We start from the raw sequence: 18,573 nt of genomic DNA, 5'->3' as shown, positions 1-18,573 counted from the left end.
TTTTGCTTTCAAACTGCAAGGGCGTTACGCGTTGTTATGCGTATACCGGGAAGCGCGCACAGAGTTCAAGCACCTGCTTCTTAACACGCTCCTGAGTACCTTCATCACCGATGTTGTCGAGAATGTCGCTGATCCAGCCAGCTAATTCACGAACTTCAGCTTCTTTGAAGCCGCGACGGGTCACGGCAGGCGAACCGATACGGATACCTGAAGTCACAAACGGGCTTTTGGGATCGTTTGGCACACTGTTCTTGTTCACGGTAATGTTGGCGCGGCCCAGAGCGGCATCCGCCTCTTTACCGGTCAGATTTTTTTCCACCAGGTCCAGCAGGAACAGGTGGTTATGCGTGCCGCCAGAAACTACGTTATAACCGCGCTCCAGGAACACTTCCACCATCGCTTTGGCGTTTTTTGCCACCTGCTGCTGATAAACCTTGAACTCAGGCTCCATCGCTTCTTTCAGCGCTACCGCTTTACCGGCAATCACGTGCATCAGCGGGCCGCCCTGGCCGCCCGGGAACACGGCAGAGTTCAGCTTCTTGTAGAGATCTTCATCACCACCTTTTGCCAGGATCAGGCCGCCACGCGGACCCGCCAGGGTTTTATGAGTAGTGGTGGTCACGATATGGGCATGAGGAACCGGGTTTGGATAGACGTCAGCGGCGATAAGACCCGCCACGTGCGCCATATCCACAAACAGCCAGGCTCCGATGCTGTCTGCGATTTCACGCATTTTAGCCCAGTCACAGATGCCAGAGTAGGCGGAGAAACCACCGATAATCATCTTAGGCTTGTGTTTCTGAGCCTGGGCGGCGAGATCTTCGTAATCGATTTTGCCGGTCTCATCGATGCCGTAGGGGACCACGTTATAGAGCTTACCGGAGAGGTTGACCGGAGAGCCGTGAGTCAGGTGCCCACCGTGTGCCAGGTTCATCCCCAGAATGGTGTCGCCCGGCTGCAGCAGCGCGGTGTAAACAGCGAAGTTAGCCTGAGAGCCGGAGTGCGGCTGGACGTTGGCGTAATCCGCGCCAAACAGCTCTTTTGCACGGTCAATCGCCAGCTGCTCAACGATATCAACATATTCACAGCCGCCGTAGTAGCGCTTGCCCGGGTAGCCTTCGGCATATTTGTTGGTCAGCTGAGAACCCTGCGCCTGCATGACACGCGGACTGGTGTAGTTTTCAGAAGCAATCAGTTCAATGTGCTCTTCCTGACGCACTTTTTCCTGCTCCATTGCCTGCCATAACTCGGCATCATAGTCGGCAATATTCATATCACGCTTTAGCATCCGCATCTCCTGACTGGCTAACAAAATATTCTGTATTGAACGGCCCGTGTGGGCGAAGGCCAACAGTGTAAACTGTTTTACCTGCTGAAGGGTAGCCACAAAGCGTGTTTTATACGCAAACGATTGGCATGGCGTCTGGCAAGGGTTTTATACGGTTTTTGCCACCCTTTACAGCGGGAATTTTCATCATCTTCAACCTGTAAATTTTTCATCTTTGCGGCCCCGCTCGCAGTGCGAAATGCCCCTGCAGATTAAAGGTGCATTTACAATGCATGTTAAAGAGTTATAAGATGCATTTAAAATGCAACTTTAGACAACCCGCAGGGAGTCACCTATGTTAGACGCGAAAACTATCGCCATCGTTAAATCCACTATTCCCGCGCTGCTGGCAACAGGCCCCAGCCTTACCGCACACTTTTACGATCGCATGTTCAGCCATAATCCGGAGCTGAAAGATATTTTTAATATGAGCAACCAGCGTAACGGCAATCAGCGTGAAGCGCTGTTTAACGCCATCTGCGCCTATGCCAGCAATATTGAAAATCTTGCGGCTCTTTTACCGGCGGTAGAGAAAATAGCGCAAAAGCACACCAGCTTTGCCATTCAGCCCGACCAGTATCAGATAGTGGGCAGGCATCTGCTGGCGACGCTGGATGAGATGTTAAGCCCGGGAGACGAAGTGCTGAATGCGTGGGGTGAGGCGTATGGCGTGCTGGCAAACGTCTTTATCCAGCGCGAGGCGCAGCTTTATCAGCAGGCGGAGAACAAAACAGGCGGCTGGCGGACACCCCGCACGTTTCGCATCAGCGAAATTACCGTGGAAAGTGAAGTCATCAAAAGCTTTATCCTCACTCCGGCAGATGGCCAGCCGGTAGCGGATTATCAGCCAGGCCAGTATCTCGGCGTATGGCTGCGCAATAAAACGTTTGCCAATCAGGAGATCCGCCAGTATTCCCTGACCCGCGCGCCCAATGGCCGTGACTATCGTATTGCCGTACGTCATGAGCCGGGAGGCACCGTCTCCGGCTGGCTGCATCAGCATGCGCAGCCGGGTGATGAGCTTCAGCTGGCGGTGCCTGCGGGAGATTTCTTTATGGATATCACGCCACAAACGCCGGTGACGCTGATTTCTGCTGGCGTGGGGCAGACCCCGATGCTGGCAATGCTGGACGTGCTGGCTTCCCGCCAGCACCCTTCTCTTGTGCAGTGGTTCCATGCCGCTGATAACGGCAGGCGGCACGCGTTCCGGGATGAAGTGGCCACCATGGCACAACGGCTGCCGCACTTTTCGCAGCATATCTGGTATCGCGCGCCCCTTGAGCAGGATAGCGGCAGGTATGAGAGTGAAGGCATAATGGATTTACTGCCGATGGAGAGCCAGCTGAGCGATCCGATCTGTCACTACTATCTCTGCGGGCCAGTGGCCTTTATGCAGCATATTGCGCAGCAGCTGGTGACGCTGGGCATTGACTCGTCACGTATCCACTACGAAGTTTTTGGCCCGCACAAAGTTCTGTAAGGCTCAGAGACGACATCGCCGCCCTGAAGAGGACGGCGATGGCTGGCATTAAGCGCAAGAGTCGGAGATCAGATTGCCTCTTCGTCTTCCTCGCCGGTACGAATACGCACCACGCGCGCCACGTCAAAGACAAAGATTTTACCATCGCCGATTTTACCGGTCTGCGCGGTTCTCATAATAGCTTCCACGCAGGTGTCCACGATATCGTCAGCAATCACCAGCTCAATCTTCACCTTCGGCAGAAAATCGACCATATACTCAGCGCCGCGATAGAGTTCGGTATGGCCTTTCTGACGGCCAAAACCTTTTACTTCGGTCACGGTCATTCCGGTGATCCCGACTTCAGCCAGCGCTTCGCGCACGTCGTCGAGTTTGAATGGTTTGATAATCGCATCAATTTTTTTCATGGCAGACCCTTTTCATTCCCTCCGCGGCCGGAGAGTAATCTAATCAGTATACGTTCAGCGGACAGCTACCGCTGCGCGGTCTGTCTCTTTTTCAGCGTGTTAAGCTAACATATCTCAGCAGTGATGCGGCACAGAAAAAAACTACTCTTTGAAATCAGAGGCATCCAGCTCGTGTCGCGACAGCAGCTTATAGAATTCCGTGCGGTTACGCCCGGCAAGGCGTGCGGCATGAGTGACGTTGCCTCTGGTCATCTGCAGCAGCTTTCTTAAATAATTGAGTTCAAACTGATTTCTTGCCTCGACAAAGGTCGGCAACGCGGTATTTTCTCCGACCAGCGCCTGCTCTACCAGCGCCTCGCTAATCACCGGCGCTGAGGTCAGCGCGACGCACTGCTCAATCACGTTGACCAGCTGACGAACGTTACCCGGCCAGCTGGCGGCCACCAGCCGCTTCATCGCGTCGGTGGAAAAACTGCGCACAAAAGGTTTATGCCGTTCTGCCGCCTGCTTCAGCAGATGGTTTGCCAGCAGGGGAATATCCTCTGCCCGCTCATGCAACGCCGGGATTTTCAGATTCACCACATTGAGGCGATAAAAGAGATCTTCGCGGAACTCTTTCTTCTCCATCGCTTTTGGTAAGTCGCGATGCGTGGCTGAGAGGATACGCACGTTGATATCCTGATCGTGGTTGCTGCCCAGCGGACGCACTTTGCGCTCCTGAAGCACCCGCAACAGTTTTACCTGCAGCGCCTGAGGCATATCGCCAATTTCGTCAAGAAACAGGGTGCCCCCTTCCGCCGCCTGAAACAATCCTTCACGGCTGCTCACGGCGCCGGTGAAGGCTCCTTTTGCATGGCCAAAGAGTTCTGACTCAAGCAGCTGCTCAGGCAACGCCCCGCAGTTAATGGCGATAAAGGCGTGGCCGGCGCGTGGACTGGCGGCATGAATAGCCTGCGCCAGGATCTCCTTCCCGGTGCCGCTCTGACCGTTGATCAGGACGCTGACATCGGACTGCGCCACCATTCTTGCCTGCTCCAGCAAACGCAGCATCACCGGACTGCGGGTTACGATATTCTCCCGCCAGGCATCATCACTGGCCGGAGCGCGGTGCGCCAGCGCCTGATCGATGGCGCTGTAGAGCGCATCACGATCAACCGGTTTGGTCAGAAAGCTGAAGACGCCCTGCTGGGTAGCGGATACTGCTTCCGGAATGGAGCCGTGTGCGGTGAGAATGATCACCGGCATACCGGGCTGCTGCTTCTGCACTTCACTGAACAGGGCCAGGCCGTTCATTTCATCCATGCGCAGATCGCTGATCACCAGATCGATCTTTTCCCGCTGTAACAGACGCAGCGCTTCAGGACCACTGGCTGCAGTCTGTACCGTAAAGCCTTCACTGGTGAGACGCATACCCAGCAGCTTCAGCAGGCTGGGATCGTCATCCACCAGCAGTAAATTGGCTGACTTTTTGATCATGGCTGGGCCGCATCCTCTGAGGTTGTTGCCGGGGTCGCGGTCTCTGTCCCGTCGCTTTTCTCGCTATGGCTGTTATCGGAGCTATCGGGTGACCGTCTGGAAGAGAGCTGTCGTTCGATATCGGTTAAGGATTCCAGTTTACGTCGGGTTACGTTGAGTTCAGCATTCAGTTTGAGCTGATGCTGCCGCAGAGCGTCCAGCTCCGCATCGCTGGTTTGTTGCAGATGATGATAGCGGGTTCGCTCTTCGGAAAGTTGCAGCAGCCCCATCTGATCTTCACGCCAGAGCTGGATCAGCGGTCTGACGGAAGAGGGAAAGCTGGCACTAAAAGTATCCAGACGCAGCATAAATTGCCTTCTTTCAACGGGCGTCACGTTGCCATTGGCTAATAATACCCCCTGCTTAAAGGCGCTTTGCCAGTTATCGGCAGGCCAGCGGCGCGCTTCTGCACGCGCCTGGGTAGGTGAGAGACGCACCGCGCAGTCCATGCTCCGCAGCCAGTAAAGCGAGTTGGAGATCGCTCTGCTGGTGTCGATCTCCCAGATGCGGTCACAATCAACCAGCTGGAAATCGACAATTTTGATTTCGGGTTCCGCCAGCGGCTTCCCGTTGCCGTTCAGGACCGATTCGGGAGGTTTGGAGCTACAGGCTGCCAGCAACAGTGCCAGCAAGGTAACGGCTACGGAAAAAGCGCGTTTTCTCATTATTGTGCATTCCCGACAATGGCGTTGAGTTCAATACGAAAACAGACATCAGCCTGGTCAGTGGTAATCAGCTGTAAATCGCCCTGCAGACGATGAATACAATCTCTGGCGATACTGAGGCCAAGGCCGCTGCCCTTCACCGCCCCTTTGCGCTGCTGATTCCCCTGGAAGAAGGGCTCAAAAATCATTTTCTTTTCACTTTCCGGGATCGGGCTGCCGGTGTTCGCGACCTCAATCAGCACCTTCCGGCCCTGCTGCTGAGTGCGGATCCAGATAGTACCGGAATCCCCGCCGTAGTGTATCGCATTCGAATAAAGATTATCGATGGCGCGGGCCAGCAGCGTGGCGTCAGCCCGGCAGGCTGTTACCGGCAGCGTGACCTCGGTGTGCATCATTTTGGCCCTGGCCGTCAGGCTGTGTGAGCTGACGATGCTGCTGATTAGCGGCTCAAGCTGTACCTCGCCCATCGCCACGGGCGCTTCAGAGAGTTTGCGGTTATAGTCCAGCAGCTGTTCAATCAGCCGCTGCAGGTGGCGGCTGCTCTGATCCAGAATGCTCACCACCTCCTGCTGATCGGGCGTCAGGGCGCCGACCACTTCATCCGCCAGCAGAGCTGTCCCTTCACGCATGCTGGCGAGCGGCGTTTTCAGTTCATGAGAGATGTGCCGCAAAAATTCATGCCGCTGCGACTCCAGCCAGGCCAGCCGTTCGCTGAGCCAGAGGATCCGCTGCCCCAGCGAGCGCAGTTCGCGCGGGCCTTTGGAGGCGAGGTTATGACTGAGCGGCCTCCCCTCACCCAGACGGTTGATCATCCGCTCTACGGCTTTGACCGGGCCAATGATCATGCGGGTGAAAAGCAGTACCAACCCCAGGCTGAGCAGAAACAGGATCAGTGCCTGCCAGCCAAAATATTGACCGCGTTCTGCAATTTCCCGCTGCAGCTGCAAACCACGAGAGAACACCACTTCACGCGTTGACTTAACCAGTTGAGCATTAGCTGCGGAGAACGTTTCCAGAGCCGCAGCAGAAGCTTTAACCGGATTGCTGTTATCACAGCTAATTTTATCCAGCAGGTTCAGCGAGCGATGCAGGGTATCGGAAATCCGGCTGTCGGGGAGAACAGGTGCCTGCGCATCCAGCATCTGAGCATACTTTGTGCGTTGGGTTTGATAGAGGTTGGCGAGCATCGGATCGTCCAGCACGCAATATTGCCGGTAGCTGCGCTCCAGCTCCAGCGCTGTTCTCGCCATCGCCTCGCTGCGGCGGACGTCGGTCAGGGTGGTGCGGTTTGTATCTGCCGCCCTTTCACTCAGCGCCGAAAGACTTTCCCAGGCCTGCCAGGCCAGCACCAGCAGGGGCAGCAAAACCAGCAGGAACGCCATCAATACCAGCTGACGCAGGGAACGGGGGAACAAACGCCATTTTTTCACAGGAGTCTCTCAGTTAGCACGCTAAGGCGATGTTACTCTGTATTCTCTTTTCCGTAGAATACCTTGCCCAATTTTATCAGCGGCCTGCCCTGGGATTTACGATGTTTATTGCTGTCACGCAGTGAATAAACGCATCCGCAATACTCCTGCTGATAAAATTGCTCACGCTTACTGATCTCAATCATGCGTGATGCGCCGCCCTGCTTGCGCCAGTTGTAATCCCAGTAAACCATGCCGGGATAGTGGCTGGCGGCCCGCGCGCCACAATCGTTAATCTGCTGCATATCTTTCCAGCGGGAGATCCCAAGAGAACTGCTGATCACGCTGAAGCCATGCTCAGCGGCATAGAGAGCGGTGCGCTCAAAGCGCATATCGAAACACATGGTGCAGCGTACTCCGCGCTCCGGTTCCCACTCCATCCCTTTCGCCCTGGCGAACCAGTTGTCAGTGTCATAATCCGCATCAATAAAAGGGATCCCCTGCTTGTCAGCAAAGCGGATGTTCTCCTCCTTGCGGATGAGATATTCCTTGTGAGGGTGAATATTGGGATTGTAGAAAAAAATGGTGTAATCGATACCTGAAGCCTGGATCGCCTCCATGACTTCACCGGAACAGGGGGCACAGCAGGAGTGGAGCAGAAGCTTATCAGCCCCCTGTGGTAGTTCAAGCTTTGCGCGTTTAAATGCTGGAATTGTCATAGAAATACGTTTGTTCAGAACGAAGTTTTTTAGTGTAGCACTGATTGATTAGCGCACCTAAAGCGAAGGTTACAGAGTTGACTCTGCGGGAAGGAGCCAGAGCTGAACCAGCCCGCATCAAAGGGGGATGCTGGTGCCGGAAACAAAAACGGCAGATTCAGAGAATCTGCCGTTTGGACTGTGAGGATAGCGATCATCACAGGAAATAGGTGGTGCCTAACTCAACGTTGCGTCCGAAGCTTGATAACGTCACAAAGTGAACGATTATCGGTCTGGTGGACGGCAGGCACCGTATTGTGCGTCATTCTGGATGTTATGAAGCGCTTGGCCGCTTTCGCAGGGCTGTCGTAACCAGGTGAATGAGCCACTGCAGAGATAATAGCAACAACCGTGCCAACTTAGAATTTTATTTTTAATCTACTAATAAATAAGAAGAAATTATTTTCATGATTTGGCGGGGATGAGAAGCCGGACCTGTTGGTCAAAAGAAACTGTCGCCAATAGGTAACAGGCCTAAGATTATTCGCAGACACACAGTAAAAACAAGAGGTTATATGTCACCTTTTAGAGACAGGTCTCTGACCGCTCTGTCGCAATAAAGCAACACCAGCTGCATAAAGAACAGGGGCAACCAGATGGTTGCCCCTGATGGGGTTTAGCCGAGTTGCTTACGCGCATTGCGGAAGATGCGCATCCACGGGCTGTCCTCGCCCCACTCTTCCGGGTGCCATGAGTTGCTCACGGTACGGAATACGCGCTCCGGGTGCGGCATCATAATGGTGACACGCCCGCTTTCGTTAGTAACCGCCGTGATCCCGTTAGGTGAACCGTTAGGGTTTGCCGGGTACTGTTGAGTCACCTTGCCGAGGTTATCCACGAAGCGCAACGCCACCAGGCCTTTGTGCTCCAGGGAAGCCAGGTGCGACTCATCACGCACTTCCACAAAACCTTCACCATGAGAGACGGCGATTGGCATACGCGACCCTACCATGCCATCCAGCATCAGTGAGGGGCTGGCGGCCACTTCGACCAGGCTGAAACGTGCTTCAAAGCGCTCGGACTGGTTGCGCACAAAGCGCGGCCAGGCTTCGCTGCCCGGGATCAGCTCGCGCAGGTTGGACATCATCTGACAGCCGTTACAGACGCCCAGCGCCAGCGTTTGCGGACGATGGAAGAAAGTTTCGAACTCATCACGCACGCGGGAGTTGAAGAGAATAGACTTCGCCCAGCCTTCGCCTGCGCCCAGTACGTCCCCGTAGGAGAAGCCGCCGCACGCTACCAGCGTCTGGAACTCTTCCAGACCACGGCGTCCCGCCAGCAGATCGCTCATATGTACATCCACCGCATCGTAGCCCGCGCGGTGGAAAGCGGCGGCCATTTCGATGTGGGAATTGACGCCCTGCTCGCGCAGAACGGCCACTTTCGGACGCACGCCGGTAGCGATATAAGGCGCGGCGATATCCTCTTCCGGCCTGAAGGTCAGCGCAACGTTCAGACCCGGATCCAGATCGTTCTTTTTGGCTTCATGTTCCTGATCGGCACACGCCGGGTTATCGCGCAGGCGCTGCATCTGCCAGGTCGTTTCGGCCCACCAGGTACGCAGCGTGGTGCGGCTTTCGCTGTAGACAGCAGAGTCACCAGAAGTAATCACGAAGCGGTCGCCAGGCAACGCCTTGCCGAGGAAGTGTACGCAGCCGCCCAGGCCATGTTCAGCAAACACCTGCTCAACCTGAGCACGCTCCGCCGCAGCAACCTGGATCACGGCACCCAGCTCTTCGTTAAACAGCGCGGCCAGCGCATCGCTGCCCAGCGAAGCGATATCCGCCTCGATGCCGCAGTGGCCGGTAAAGGCCATCTCTGCCAGCGTTACCAGCAGGCCGCCGTCGGAACGGTCGTGATAGGCCAGCAGCTTGCCTTCAGCCACCAGCGCCTGCATGGCGTTAAAGAAGCCAGCCAGCTGCTCTGCATCACGGACGTCGGCGGGTTTATCACCCAGCTGACGATAAACCTGAGAGAGCGCGGTTGCGCCCAGCGCATTTACGCCCTGTCCCAGGTCGATCAGCAGCAGGGCATTCTCCTGCTGCGGCTGAAGCTGAGGCGTTACGGTACGGCGAACGTCTTCCACACGGGCGAAGGCGGTGATCACCAGCGACAAGGGAGAGGTCATCTCGCGCTGTTCAGTGCCGTGCTGCCAGCGGGTTTTCATCGACATGGAGTCTTTGCCCACCGGAATAGTGATGCCCAGCGCCGGACAAAGTTCTTCACCCACGGCCTTAACTGCTTCATACAGTCCGGCATCCTCGCCAGGGTGGCCAGCTGCCGCCATCCAGTTTGCCGAGAGCTTGATGCGCTTAAGCGAACCAATCTGCGTGGCGGCGATATTAGTCAACGCCTCACCCACGGCCAGACGACCTGAGGCAGCAAAGTCCAGCAGCGCCACAGGGGCACGCTCGCCCAGCGCCATCGCTTCACCGTGGTAGCTGTCCAGGCTGGCGGTGGTCACCGCGCAGTTGGCTACCGGGATCTGCCAGGGTCCCACCATCTGGTCACGGGCAACCATGCCGGTAACGGAACGGTCGCCAATGGTGATGAGGAAGGTTTTCTCGGCCACCGCAGGCAGGTGCAGCACGCGGTTCACCGCATCAGCAACCGTAATACCTTCGCGTGTCAGCGGCTGGCCCTGCACTTTCAGCGTGCTGACGTCGCGAGTCATTTTCGGGGTTTTCCCCAGCAGAACGTCCAGCGGCATATCAATAGGTTTATTATCGAAATGGCTGTCGGAGAGCGACAGATGCATCTCTTCCGTGGCTTCGCCGATCACCGCATAAGGTGCGCGCTCACGCTTGCAGAGGGCATCAAACAGCGGAAGCTTTTCAGGCGCCACTGCCATTACGTAACGTTCCTGGGATTCGTTACACCAGACTTCCAGCGGGCTCATGCCTGGCTCATCATTCAGGATGTCGCGCAGATTGAAGCGGCCACCGCGTTCGCCATCGCTCACCAGCTCCGGCATGGCATTGGAAAGCCCGCCTGCGCCAACGTCATGGATAAAGAGGATCGGGTTGTCCTGACCCAGCTCCCAGCAGCGGTCAATCACTTCCTGGCAGCGGCGTTCCATTTCCGGGTTGTCGCGCTGTACGGAAGCAAAATCGAGATCGGCATCAGACTGGCCAGAGGCCATCGAAGAGGCCGCCCCGCCGCCCAGGCCGATATTCATCGCCGGGCCGCCCAGCACGATCAGTTTGGCACCCACGGTGATTTCGCCTTTCTGCACGTGGTCAGCACGGATATTGCCGATGCCGCCCGCCAGCATAATGGGCTTGTGGTAGCCGCGCAGCTCAACGCCGTTGTGGCTGTTAACCTGCTCTTCATAGGTACGGAAATAGCCGTTCAGGGCCGGACGACCAAACTCATTGTTGAACGCCGCGCCGCCCAGCGGGCCTTCGGTCATGATATCCAGCGCGGTAACGATGCGGTCTGGTTTACCGAAATCCTCTTCCCACGGCTGTTCAAAGCCCGGAATGCGCAGGTTAGAGACCGAGAAGCCTACCAGGCCAGCTTTAGGCTTAGCGCCACGGCCGGTTGCGCCTTCATCACGGATCTCCCCACCGGAACCGGTAGCGGCGCCCGGCCAGGGTGAAATGGCTGTCGGGTGGTTATGGGTCTCCACCTTCATCAGGATATGCGTCTCCTCCTGATGGAAATCGTACTGGCCCCGCTCTGCATCTGCATAGAAGCGGCCCACCTGCGATCCCTCCATCACCGCTGCGTTGTCTTTATAGGCAGAGAGCACGTGATCGGGGGTTTTCTCGAAGGTGTTTTTGATCATTTTGAACAGCGATTTTGGCTGTTGCTCGCCATCAATAATCCAGTCGGCGTTGAAAATCTTGTGACGGCAGTGCTCGGAGTTTGCCTGGGCAAACATGTAAAGCTCAATATCGTTCGGGTTGCGCCCGAGCTTCTCAAAAGCTGCCAGCAGATAGTCGATTTCATCATCGGCCAGCGCCAGGCCCAGTTTACGGTTGGCCTTATCAAGCGCCTCGCGCCCTTCACCCAATATATCGACGCTTTGCAGCGGCGAAGGCTGGTGATGAGCAAACAGCTGCTCAGCCTGGCTCAGCTCACTGAGAACCACTTCCATCATCCGATCGTGCAGCAGAGAGGCAAGCTGCCCCCACTGCGCTTCAGTTAACTGAGGCGCCTGCACATAGAACGCCAGACCGCGCTCCAGGCGTAGCACCTGAGGCAGATCGCAGTTATGGGCGATATCAGTAGCTTTGGAAGACCACGGAGAAATGGTGCCCGGACGCGGCGTAACCAGAATCAGTCGGCCTTCTGGCGTATGTTCGGCGAGAGAGGGGCCATATTTCAGCAGGCGCTGTAAACGGGCTTTTTCATCAGCGGACAGCGGCGCGCTGACATCGGCAAAATGGACGTACTCGGCGTAAATGTCACTCACCGGCAGGTGAGCATCCTGAAAGCGGGCCAGCAGTTTAGTAATACGAAATGCCGACAGAGCGGGCGAACCACGCAGAATTTCCATCATCAAAATCTCTCGTCAGAGCGTCGGGCGACGCTTCTTTGGGCGCAACAGGGAAAGCGGGCGCTATTATAGAGAATCCGCACCCGTTACGAAACCGTTTGCGTGGAATTTCTCGCACCAGGGAATTGGCTGAAATTCACACAATATCGGATGAATTCAGTTGCAGAGGTCCACCGAGTTGCGCAAAATGCCCCACGCTCAGGATCCATTATAGAGATCAAATACTGCCGTTACAGACAGAACCTGAGAGCGACCGAGAGATAACTATTTGAAACGCCTAAAATTTAATTATCTGTTTATCGGGCTGGTCACCCTGTTGCTTGCGCTGGCATTATGGCCATCAATCCCCTGGTATGGGGGGCAACAGGACCAGACAGAACAGATAAAATCACGGGGAGTGCTGCGCGTCAGCACCTTAAATTCCCCGCTGACTTACTACACCATCAATAACGCTCCGGCCGGAATGGATTATGAGCTGGCGAAACGCTTCGCCGATTATCTGGGTGTAAAGCTGCAAATCACCGTGCGGCAGAACCTCAGCGATCTGTTTGACGATCTTGAAGATGATAAAGCGGACATTCTGGCGGCAGGACTGATTTACAACAATGACCGCTTGTCCCACTTCCGCACCGGTCCGACTTACTATTCTGTTTCCCAGCAGCTGGTTTACCGGATGGGCAAGCCTCGTCCAAAAAATCTTGGTGATATCCATGGCCGCCTGACGGTTGCTTCTGACTCTGCCTATCTCTCCACGCTGCGCGGCATCAAGCAGAACCAGTATCCCGACCTCGACTGGGCTATCTCTACCGATCAGAGTCCCAGCGCCCTGCTGGAAGCGGTAGCGGATGGCAAGCTGGATTACACCGTTGGCGACTCTGTTTCGATTGCTCTGTTGCAGCGCATTCATCCCCAGCTGGCTGTGGCTTTTGATATCACCGATGAAGAGCCGATTACCTGGTATATGCAGCGCGATCGGGATGACAGCCTGAATGCCGCCCTGCTGGACTACTTTAACCAGATGGGTGAAGAAGGGGCGATGGCCCGGCTGGATGAGAAGTATCTGGGCCACGTGGGCACGTTCGATTATGTGGATACCCGGACTTTCCTGCGCGCGATTGATGGCACGCTGCCCGATATTCGTCCGCTGTTTGAAAAATATGCGACCGGGATCGACTGGCGTTTACTGGCTGCTATCTCCTATCAGGAGTCACACTGGAATCCGCAGGCTACTTCTCCTACCGGCGTACGCGGCATGATGATGCTGACCCGCAACACGGCTGAAAGTCTGGATGTCAGCGACAGAACCGACCCGGAACAGAGTATTCGGGGCGGCAGCGAATACCTGGTGCGCATGATGGAAAAAGTGCCGCAAACCATCCCGGAAGATGAGCGGATCTGGTTCGCCCTCGCCGCTTACAATATGGGTTACGCCCATATGCTCGATGCGCGAAAGCTGACGGAAAAGCAGAAAGGCAACCCGGACAGCTGGGCTGATGTGAAGCTGCGGCTACCGATGCTGAGCCAGAAGCGCTATTACAGCCAGACCAATTACGGCTATGCGCGAGGCCAGGAGGCCTACAATTATGTGGAAAATATTCGTCTCTATCAGATAAGCCTGGTCGGCTATCTGCAGGATCAGGAGCGTAAGCTGGCGCAACGGGCGGCTTATGAAGCGGAAATGGGCGATGGCTACCCCGCAGTGAAGCCGAAGATAGCCCTCAATTAACGGGAGGGCGAGTAGCACCGGTATTAAACAGCAGGGCCGTAAATGGCCGGTCATGGCTGATCAGTAGTGTCCGCTACAGCTCACCATCCACCGGCGCCTGCAGCTGTTGCCGCAGCGCCTTTTTTTCTGCACGACGATGGCGGAAGAAATCGCTCAGCATGCCGGCACACTCTTGTGCCAGCACGCCCTGTTCGATTTTTATCTGATGATTCATGCCCGGATGTCCCAGCACATCCATCAGCGACCCGGCCGCCCCGGTCTTTTCATCACGTGCGCCAAAAACCAGCCGCTCTATCCGTCCATGGATCATCGCCCCGGCACACATCACACACGGCTCCAGCGTCACGTAGAGGGTCGTATCCAGCAGACGGTAGTTCTGCAGTACTTTCCCCCCCTGCCGTAACGCCATGATTTCCGCATGAGCGGTAGGATCGTGATGACCAATGGGCCGGTTCCAGCCCTCGCCTATCACCGTATTGCCCTGAACCAGCACTGCCCCCACAGGAACCTCACCCTCTTCCCAGGCACGACGCGCAAGCTGCAACGCATGACGCATCCAGACTTCATCACTTACTCTTTCGCTCACCTGAGTCTCCTGCCAAAAATCGCGGCACAGTATACCCTGTTACTCAAGCTGTTGCAGTTCGCCCTGCGGCGTGACGCGCCAGCGATGCTGACAGAAAAACAGCAGCGGGTTGTCCTGCTTGCTGTCGCTGTAGCCGCTGTAGAGCTGTAACGGGGTGCCGAGCTGCTCTTCCAGCCTTGCCACTTTCTCATGCCCCAGGCAGCGCACTGACAGAACACGCCCGCCAAAGCCGCGGCGCATCTGGCTGGCGATCAGTTTGACCTTGGGTAAAAAGGCCGAGTCGAAGTAGACCTGCTGCACCAGCGGCTGCGGTGAGCCGGTAATCAGCCAGACGTCAGCATCGGAACTGTTGAGATATTCAGTCAGACGCTGTTGCACCACCGGAAATGCCGTAACCCGTTGACGGAACCAGAGCGCAAAGGCATTCTCACGCGCCTTCAGGCTTTTTTCGCTGTGACCAAAAGTGATTGACCAGAGCAGCAGGCTCATCGGCCAGCGTGCCGCGCGTCCTTTAATCAGCAGTCCGGCACCAATAATGGGCAGCAGCGGCACCACCAGCAACAGGTTGAGCGGCTGGCGCCAGAGCAGATAGCGCATAAAGGTGCCAAACATATCCTGCTGATGCAGTGTGCCGTCTAAATCAAAAAATACGACTCGTCGTTCCTGACCGGTTATCAAACATGACTCCTCAGGGTGGTTAATCCCCTCTATCGGGCTTTTAAAAACTACAGGCGAACTACTCTCGGCCCGGAAGATGATTACCTTAGCAGAGATATGCGTGAGCAGCAGCGGTCACCTGCCCAGTTCGCCTGCCTGACTGGATAAGTGTAGACATAAGCGGGATAAGGATCCGCTGCGCTAAACAGAGAGTTAAGCTAATTTTAATCATGGCATGCGATAAAACCGACGATAAACTGACGGTCAGGTCTCCAGCAAGCTATGATCAGACCCGATCACTCAGGCTGATAAATCAGAGGAATAACGATGAGTTCACTGCTGCGCATCCGCCAGCTCTATCCGGGACTGGCGATGAATGAACGCCGACTGGCCGATTATCTTCTTTCACAGCCGGATCACGCCCGCCACCTCAGTTCACAAAAGCTGGCTGAGGAGTCTGGTGTCAGCCAGTCAAGCGTAGTGAAATTTGCCCAAAAGCTCGGTTATAAAGGCTTTCCGGCCCTGAAGCTGGCGCTGAGTGAATCGCTGGCAGAGAAAGATGCCATTACCGTTCATAACCTGATCCTGAGCGACGATCCGCTCAAGACGGTGGGTGAAAAGCTGCTGACCGAGAAACAGTCCGCCATCCGCGCCACGCTGGATATCAACAGTGAAGAGATGCTGGTGGAGACGCTGCGCCTGCTCCGTTCGGCAAACCGTATCGTGCTGGTGGGCATCGGCGCTTCCGGGCTGGTGGCGAAAGATTTCTCCTGGAAGCTGATGAAGATAGGCATCAATGCGGTGGCCGAGCAGGATATGCATGCCCTGCTGGCCAGCGTGCAGGCGCTGAACCCGGGCGACCTGTTGCTGGCTATCTCCTATACTGGCGAACGCCGGGAGATAAACCTGGCAGCGCAGGAAGCGCAGCGCGCCGGGGCCAACGTGTTGGCCTTCACCGGCTTTACCCCCAATACCCTGCAGCAGTGTGCTACCCATTGCCTCTACACGGTGGCAGAAGAGCAGATGACCCGCAGCGCCGCAATCTCCTCCACTACCGCGCAGCTGACGCTGACCGACCTGCTGTTTATGGCGCTGATCCAACGCGATCCCGAACGCGCTTCCAGCCATATCCGGCACAGCGAAGCGCTGGTTAAAAAGCTGGTTTGACGGGATGAGGCGCGTATAATACCCGCGCACTTTATCCTGTTACTGATTGAGAGACTTATGGCGCTGCTTATCACGAAGAAATGCATCAATTGCGATATGTGCGAGCCTGAGTGTCCCAATCAGGCTATCTCGATGGGTGACGCTATTTATGAGATTGATGCCAGCCGGTGTACTGAATGCGTCGGTCATTACGATACGCCCACCTGCCAGCAGGTTTGCCCTATTGTGAATACGATTGTGACCGATCCGGCTCACCGTGAAAGCAGCGACGCGCTGTGGGAGAAGTTCGTAGTTTTGCATCATGGGGCATGACGGGGAGCAGCCGGGCGGCGCGGGCCACCCGGTGTGATGCGGGCCTGAACAAGCAGGCTGCTTACGCTGAAAGGGACATCGACGTCCCGCAATGACTCATGACCAGGACGGTAATCCGGTCCGGCTCAGCTTTCAATAATTACCGTGGCGCAGGCGTAATGACGCTCATCCGCCAGCGTAACGTGAACGTGAACCACGCCCAGTTTTTTCGCCACTTCCTCTGCCTGCAGGAAAAACCGTAGTCCGGGTTTGCCCAGCGCATCGTTGTAGACTTCAAACTGATTGAAGGCCAGCCCGCCGCGGATGCCGGTGCCAAAAGCCTTGGCCGCGGCTTCCTTCACTGCGAAACGCTTGGCGAGAAAACGCACCGGCTGCTGATGAGCCTGATACTGCGCCCACTCATTTTCGCTGAGAACACGTTTTGCCAGCCGGTCTCCGGAGCGGGAAATGACCCCTTCGATGCGGGAAATTTCCACAATATCCGTGCCCAGCCCCAGAATAGCCATTAGCGGCGCGCTTCCCGCATCAGCGCCTTCATCTCTTTGACCGCCTCCGCCAGACCACTCATTACCGCCCGGCCAATGATGGCATGGCCGATGTTCAGCTCGTGCATCTGTGGCAGCGCCGCAATCGGCTGCACGTTATGGTAGGTCAAGCCATGTCCGGCATTGACCTTCAGCCCTTTGCCAGCGGCATAGGCAGCCGCATCCCTGATGCGCGCGAACTCAGCCTGACGCTCCCGCCCTTCTTCCGCTTCAGCATAGGCGCCGGTATGAATTTCAATATAAGGCGCGCCGGAAGCCATTGCCGCATCAATCTGACGATGGTCAGCATCGATAAACAGCGAGACCTGAATGCCCGCCTCAGCCAGACGCGTAACCGCATAGGTCACTTTCTCCAGCTGACCGGCAACATCCAGCCCGCCTTCGGTGGTCACCTCTTCACGTTTCTCGGGAACCAGACAGCAGAAGTGCGGCTTGATCTCGCAGGCAATATCCACCATTTCGTCGGTCACGGCCATTTCAAGATTCATACGGGTCTGGATAGTCTGGCGCAGAATGCGCACATCACGGTCGGTGATATGGCGACGGTCCTCGCGCAGATGCACGGTAATCCCGTCGGCACCCGCCTGCTCCGAAACAAAGGCCGCCTGTACCGGGTCGGGATAGTTGGTACCACGCGCATTACGCACGGTCGCCACGTGATCGATATTGACGCCTAACAACAGTTCAGCCATGACAATCCTCGAAAATTTGCAAACAGTGAAAACAGTGAAAACAGTGTACAACGTCTCGGGCGCTGACCGGAATGCCCGACGCGCCTTACTCTTCCTCAGGCTGAACGTCTGCGCGTTTTTTCGGCACGAACTGCCGGAACAGCTCCTGGCTCTTGAGCGGCTTTCCGCCGAGATAGGGCTTGAGGGCGATGCGGGTAAAGCGCTTCGCCGCGCGCAGCGTATCGCTGTCGGGGAAGCTTCGCTCCTCTAACGCCCGCATATGGCGGCCGGTAAAGGTATTGTTGTTTTTCACCAGGCTGGCGATAAACCCTTTCTCTTCCCGATAGGTATAGGTCATCTCATCAGAGACCTCTTCTCCGCTGCCTGCACAATGCAGAAAATCCACGCCGTAACCGAGATGGCCCAGCATAGCCAGCTCAAAGCGTCTGAGCGCCGGTTCCGGCGAAGCGGTGACGGCAGCCAGCTCCTGCAGACAGTAGAGATAATCGAAGAAGAGTTCGGTGAAGGCGGTTTCCTGCTCCAGCACGCGCGACAGCAGTTCGTTCACGTAGAGGCCGCAGTAGAGGGTCATGCCGGTGAGAGGAAGAGCCAGAGAGATCGGTTCAGCGCCACGGAGCGTTTTGACTTCACCCCGCCCGCCCCAGCGCACCAGCAGCGGCGTAAAGGGCTGCAGCGCACCTTTCAGGCTGGAGCGTTTACCCCGGGCGCCTTTGGCCAGCACCCGGATACGACCATAATTCTCAGAAAAAAGATCGAGCAGCAGGCTGGATTCGCTGTAAGGGCGTCCATGCAGGACGAATGCGCGCTGCCAGCCTTCCATCAG

The 18,573-nt window shown here is 56.2% G+C and carries 16 protein-coding genes; 4 read left to right on the top strand and 12 right to left on the bottom strand.

The window, feature by feature from the left end; translation table 11 throughout:
• Nucleotides 1-34 precede the first annotated feature (34 nt).
• On the bottom strand, nt 35-1,288 hold the full coding sequence (gene glyA, locus Q3V30_RS05555; RefSeq protein ID WP_306211269.1) for a serine hydroxymethyltransferase: 1,254 nt from the start codon (nt 1,286-1,288) through the stop codon (nt 35-37).
• Nucleotides 1,289-1,622: 334 nt separating this feature from the next.
• Between glyA and hmpA the strand changes: the two genes are divergently transcribed.
• A complete protein-coding gene (gene hmpA / locus Q3V30_RS05550; RefSeq protein WP_306211267.1) occupies nt 1,623-2,807 on the top strand; it encodes an NO-inducible flavohemoprotein in 1,185 nt (394 codons plus the stop codon).
• A gap of 68 nt (nt 2,808-2,875) precedes the next feature.
• On the opposite strand, the gene glnB is transcribed toward hmpA, so the two are convergent.
• From glnB to purL, 6 genes are all read right to left on the bottom strand, one after another.
• Entirely contained in the window at nt 2,876-3,214 is a 339-nt protein-coding gene (gene glnB / locus Q3V30_RS05545) for a nitrogen regulatory protein P-II (protein WP_013203412.1), read from the bottom strand.
• A 141-nt stretch (nt 3,215-3,355) separates the two neighbouring features.
• A complete protein-coding gene (gene glrR / locus Q3V30_RS05540; RefSeq protein WP_306211261.1) occupies nt 3,356-4,690 on the bottom strand; it encodes a two-component system response regulator GlrR in 1,335 nt (444 codons plus the stop codon).
• Nucleotides 4,687-5,394: a two-component system QseEF-associated lipoprotein QseG gene (qseG, locus tag Q3V30_RS05535; protein WP_306211259.1), complete on the bottom strand. Its 708-nt coding sequence runs from the start codon at nt 5,392-5,394 to the stop codon at nt 4,687-4,689. The genes glrR and qseG overlap by 4 nt, the downstream gene beginning before the upstream one ends.
• Entirely contained in the window at nt 5,394-6,824 is a 1,431-nt protein-coding gene (locus Q3V30_RS05530; protein ID WP_306211257.1) for a sensor histidine kinase, read from the bottom strand. The genes qseG and Q3V30_RS05530 overlap by 1 nt, the downstream gene beginning before the upstream one ends.
• A gap of 32 nt (nt 6,825-6,856) precedes the next feature.
• A complete protein-coding gene (locus tag Q3V30_RS05525) occupies nt 6,857-7,522 on the bottom strand; it encodes an epoxyqueuosine reductase QueH (protein WP_306211255.1) in 666 nt (221 codons plus the stop codon).
• A 655-nt stretch (nt 7,523-8,177) separates the two neighbouring features.
• Nucleotides 8,178-12,068 carry a phosphoribosylformylglycinamidine synthase gene (purL, locus tag Q3V30_RS05520; RefSeq protein WP_306211253.1) on the bottom strand — a complete coding sequence of 1,297 codons (3,891 nt, stop codon included), beginning with the start codon at nt 12,066-12,068 and terminating at the stop codon, nt 8,178-8,180.
• Between the two features lie 265 nt (nt 12,069-12,333).
• On the opposite strand from purL, the gene mltF reads away from it, so the two are divergent.
• Entirely contained in the window at nt 12,334-13,791 is a 1,458-nt protein-coding gene (gene mltF / locus Q3V30_RS05515) for a membrane-bound lytic murein transglycosylase MltF (protein ID WP_306211251.1), read from the top strand.
• A 73-nt stretch (nt 13,792-13,864) separates the two neighbouring features.
• Here the strand turns inward: mltF and tadA are convergent, their stop codons facing one another.
• The gene (tadA, locus tag Q3V30_RS05510) at nt 13,865-14,377 is read right to left on the bottom strand and encodes a tRNA adenosine(34) deaminase TadA (RefSeq protein WP_306211249.1); all 513 of its coding nucleotides are present in this window, start codon (nt 14,375-14,377) and stop codon (nt 13,865-13,867) included.
• Nucleotides 14,378-14,416: 39 nt separating this feature from the next.
• Nucleotides 14,417-15,055: a phosphatidylglycerophosphatase C gene (gene yfhb, locus Q3V30_RS05505; RefSeq protein ID WP_306211247.1), complete on the bottom strand. Its 639-nt coding sequence runs from the start codon at nt 15,053-15,055 to the stop codon at nt 14,417-14,419.
• Nucleotides 15,056-15,361: 306 nt separating this feature from the next.
• Here yfhb and Q3V30_RS05500 point away from each other — a divergent pair, with 306 nt between their 5' ends.
• Both Q3V30_RS05500 and Q3V30_RS05495 read left to right on the top strand, forming a co-directional pair.
• Nucleotides 15,362-16,201 (top strand): MurR/RpiR family transcriptional regulator, encoded by an 840-nt coding sequence (locus tag Q3V30_RS05500; protein ID WP_306211245.1) that lies wholly within the window; start codon nt 15,362-15,364, stop codon nt 16,199-16,201.
• 57 nt (nt 16,202-16,258) lie between these two features.
• Nucleotides 16,259-16,513, top strand: coding sequence for a YfhL family 4Fe-4S dicluster ferredoxin (locus tag Q3V30_RS05495; protein ID WP_306211243.1), 255 nt, complete (start codon nt 16,259-16,261; stop codon nt 16,511-16,513).
• Nucleotides 16,514-16,638: 125 nt separating this feature from the next.
• Here Q3V30_RS05495 and acpS read toward each other — a convergent pair whose 3' ends face one another.
• From acpS to recO, 3 genes are all read right to left on the bottom strand, one after another.
• Nucleotides 16,639-17,019, bottom strand: coding sequence for a holo-ACP synthase (gene acpS / locus Q3V30_RS05490; RefSeq protein WP_306211241.1), 381 nt, complete (start codon nt 17,017-17,019; stop codon nt 16,639-16,641).
• The gene (gene pdxJ, locus Q3V30_RS05485; protein ID WP_306211239.1) at nt 17,019-17,750 is read right to left on the bottom strand and encodes a pyridoxine 5'-phosphate synthase; all 732 of its coding nucleotides are present in this window, start codon (nt 17,748-17,750) and stop codon (nt 17,019-17,021) included. The genes acpS and pdxJ overlap by 1 nt, the downstream gene beginning before the upstream one ends.
• 85 nt (nt 17,751-17,835) lie before the next feature.
• Nucleotides 17,836-18,570 carry a DNA repair protein RecO gene (recO, locus tag Q3V30_RS05480; protein WP_306211237.1) on the bottom strand — a complete coding sequence of 245 codons (735 nt, stop codon included), beginning with the start codon at nt 18,568-18,570 and terminating at the stop codon, nt 17,836-17,838.
• Nucleotides 18,571-18,573: the final 3 nt, after the last annotated feature.

This window comes from Erwinia pyri (assembly GCF_030758455.1).
In the GTDB taxonomy this organism is placed as follows: Bacteria; Pseudomonadota; Gammaproteobacteria; order Enterobacterales; family Enterobacteriaceae; genus Erwinia; species Erwinia pyri.
Note: the sequence above shows the minus strand (reverse complement) of the source record. Positions and strands in the feature narration are given on the sequence as shown.

Excerpts from the sequence above, each read along its gene's own strand:
- glyA (WP_306211269.1), bottom strand. The coding sequence starts at position 1,288 with ATGCTAAAGCGTGATATGAATATTGCCGACTATGATGCCGAGTTATGG.
- hmpA (WP_306211267.1), top strand. The coding sequence starts at position 1,623 with ATGTTAGACGCGAAAACTATCGCCATCGTTAAATCCACTATTCCCGCG.
- glnB (WP_013203412.1), bottom strand. The coding sequence starts at position 3,214 with ATGAAAAAAATTGATGCGATTATCAAACCATTCAAACTCGACGACGTG.
- glrR (WP_306211261.1), bottom strand. The coding sequence starts at position 4,690 with ATGATCAAAAAGTCAGCCAATTTACTGCTGGTGGATGACGATCCCAGC.
- qseG (WP_306211259.1), bottom strand. The coding sequence starts at position 5,394 with ATGAGAAAACGCGCTTTTTCCGTAGCCGTTACCTTGCTGGCACTGTTG.
- Q3V30_RS05525 (WP_306211255.1), bottom strand. The coding sequence starts at position 7,522 with ATGACAATTCCAGCATTTAAACGCGCAAAGCTTGAACTACCACAGGGG.
- purL (WP_306211253.1), bottom strand. The coding sequence starts at position 12,068 with ATGATGGAAATTCTGCGTGGTTCGCCCGCTCTGTCGGCATTTCGTATT.
- Q3V30_RS05500 (WP_306211245.1), top strand. The coding sequence starts at position 15,362 with ATGAGTTCACTGCTGCGCATCCGCCAGCTCTATCCGGGACTGGCGATG.
- Q3V30_RS05495 (WP_306211243.1), top strand. The coding sequence starts at position 16,259 with ATGGCGCTGCTTATCACGAAGAAATGCATCAATTGCGATATGTGCGAG.
- acpS (WP_306211241.1), bottom strand. The coding sequence starts at position 17,019 with ATGGCTATTCTGGGGCTGGGCACGGATATTGTGGAAATTTCCCGCATC.
- pdxJ (WP_306211239.1), bottom strand. The coding sequence starts at position 17,750 with ATGGCTGAACTGTTGTTAGGCGTCAATATCGATCACGTGGCGACCGTG.
- recO (WP_306211237.1), bottom strand. The coding sequence starts at position 18,570 with ATGGAAGGCTGGCAGCGCGCATTCGTCCTGCATGGACGCCCTTACAGC.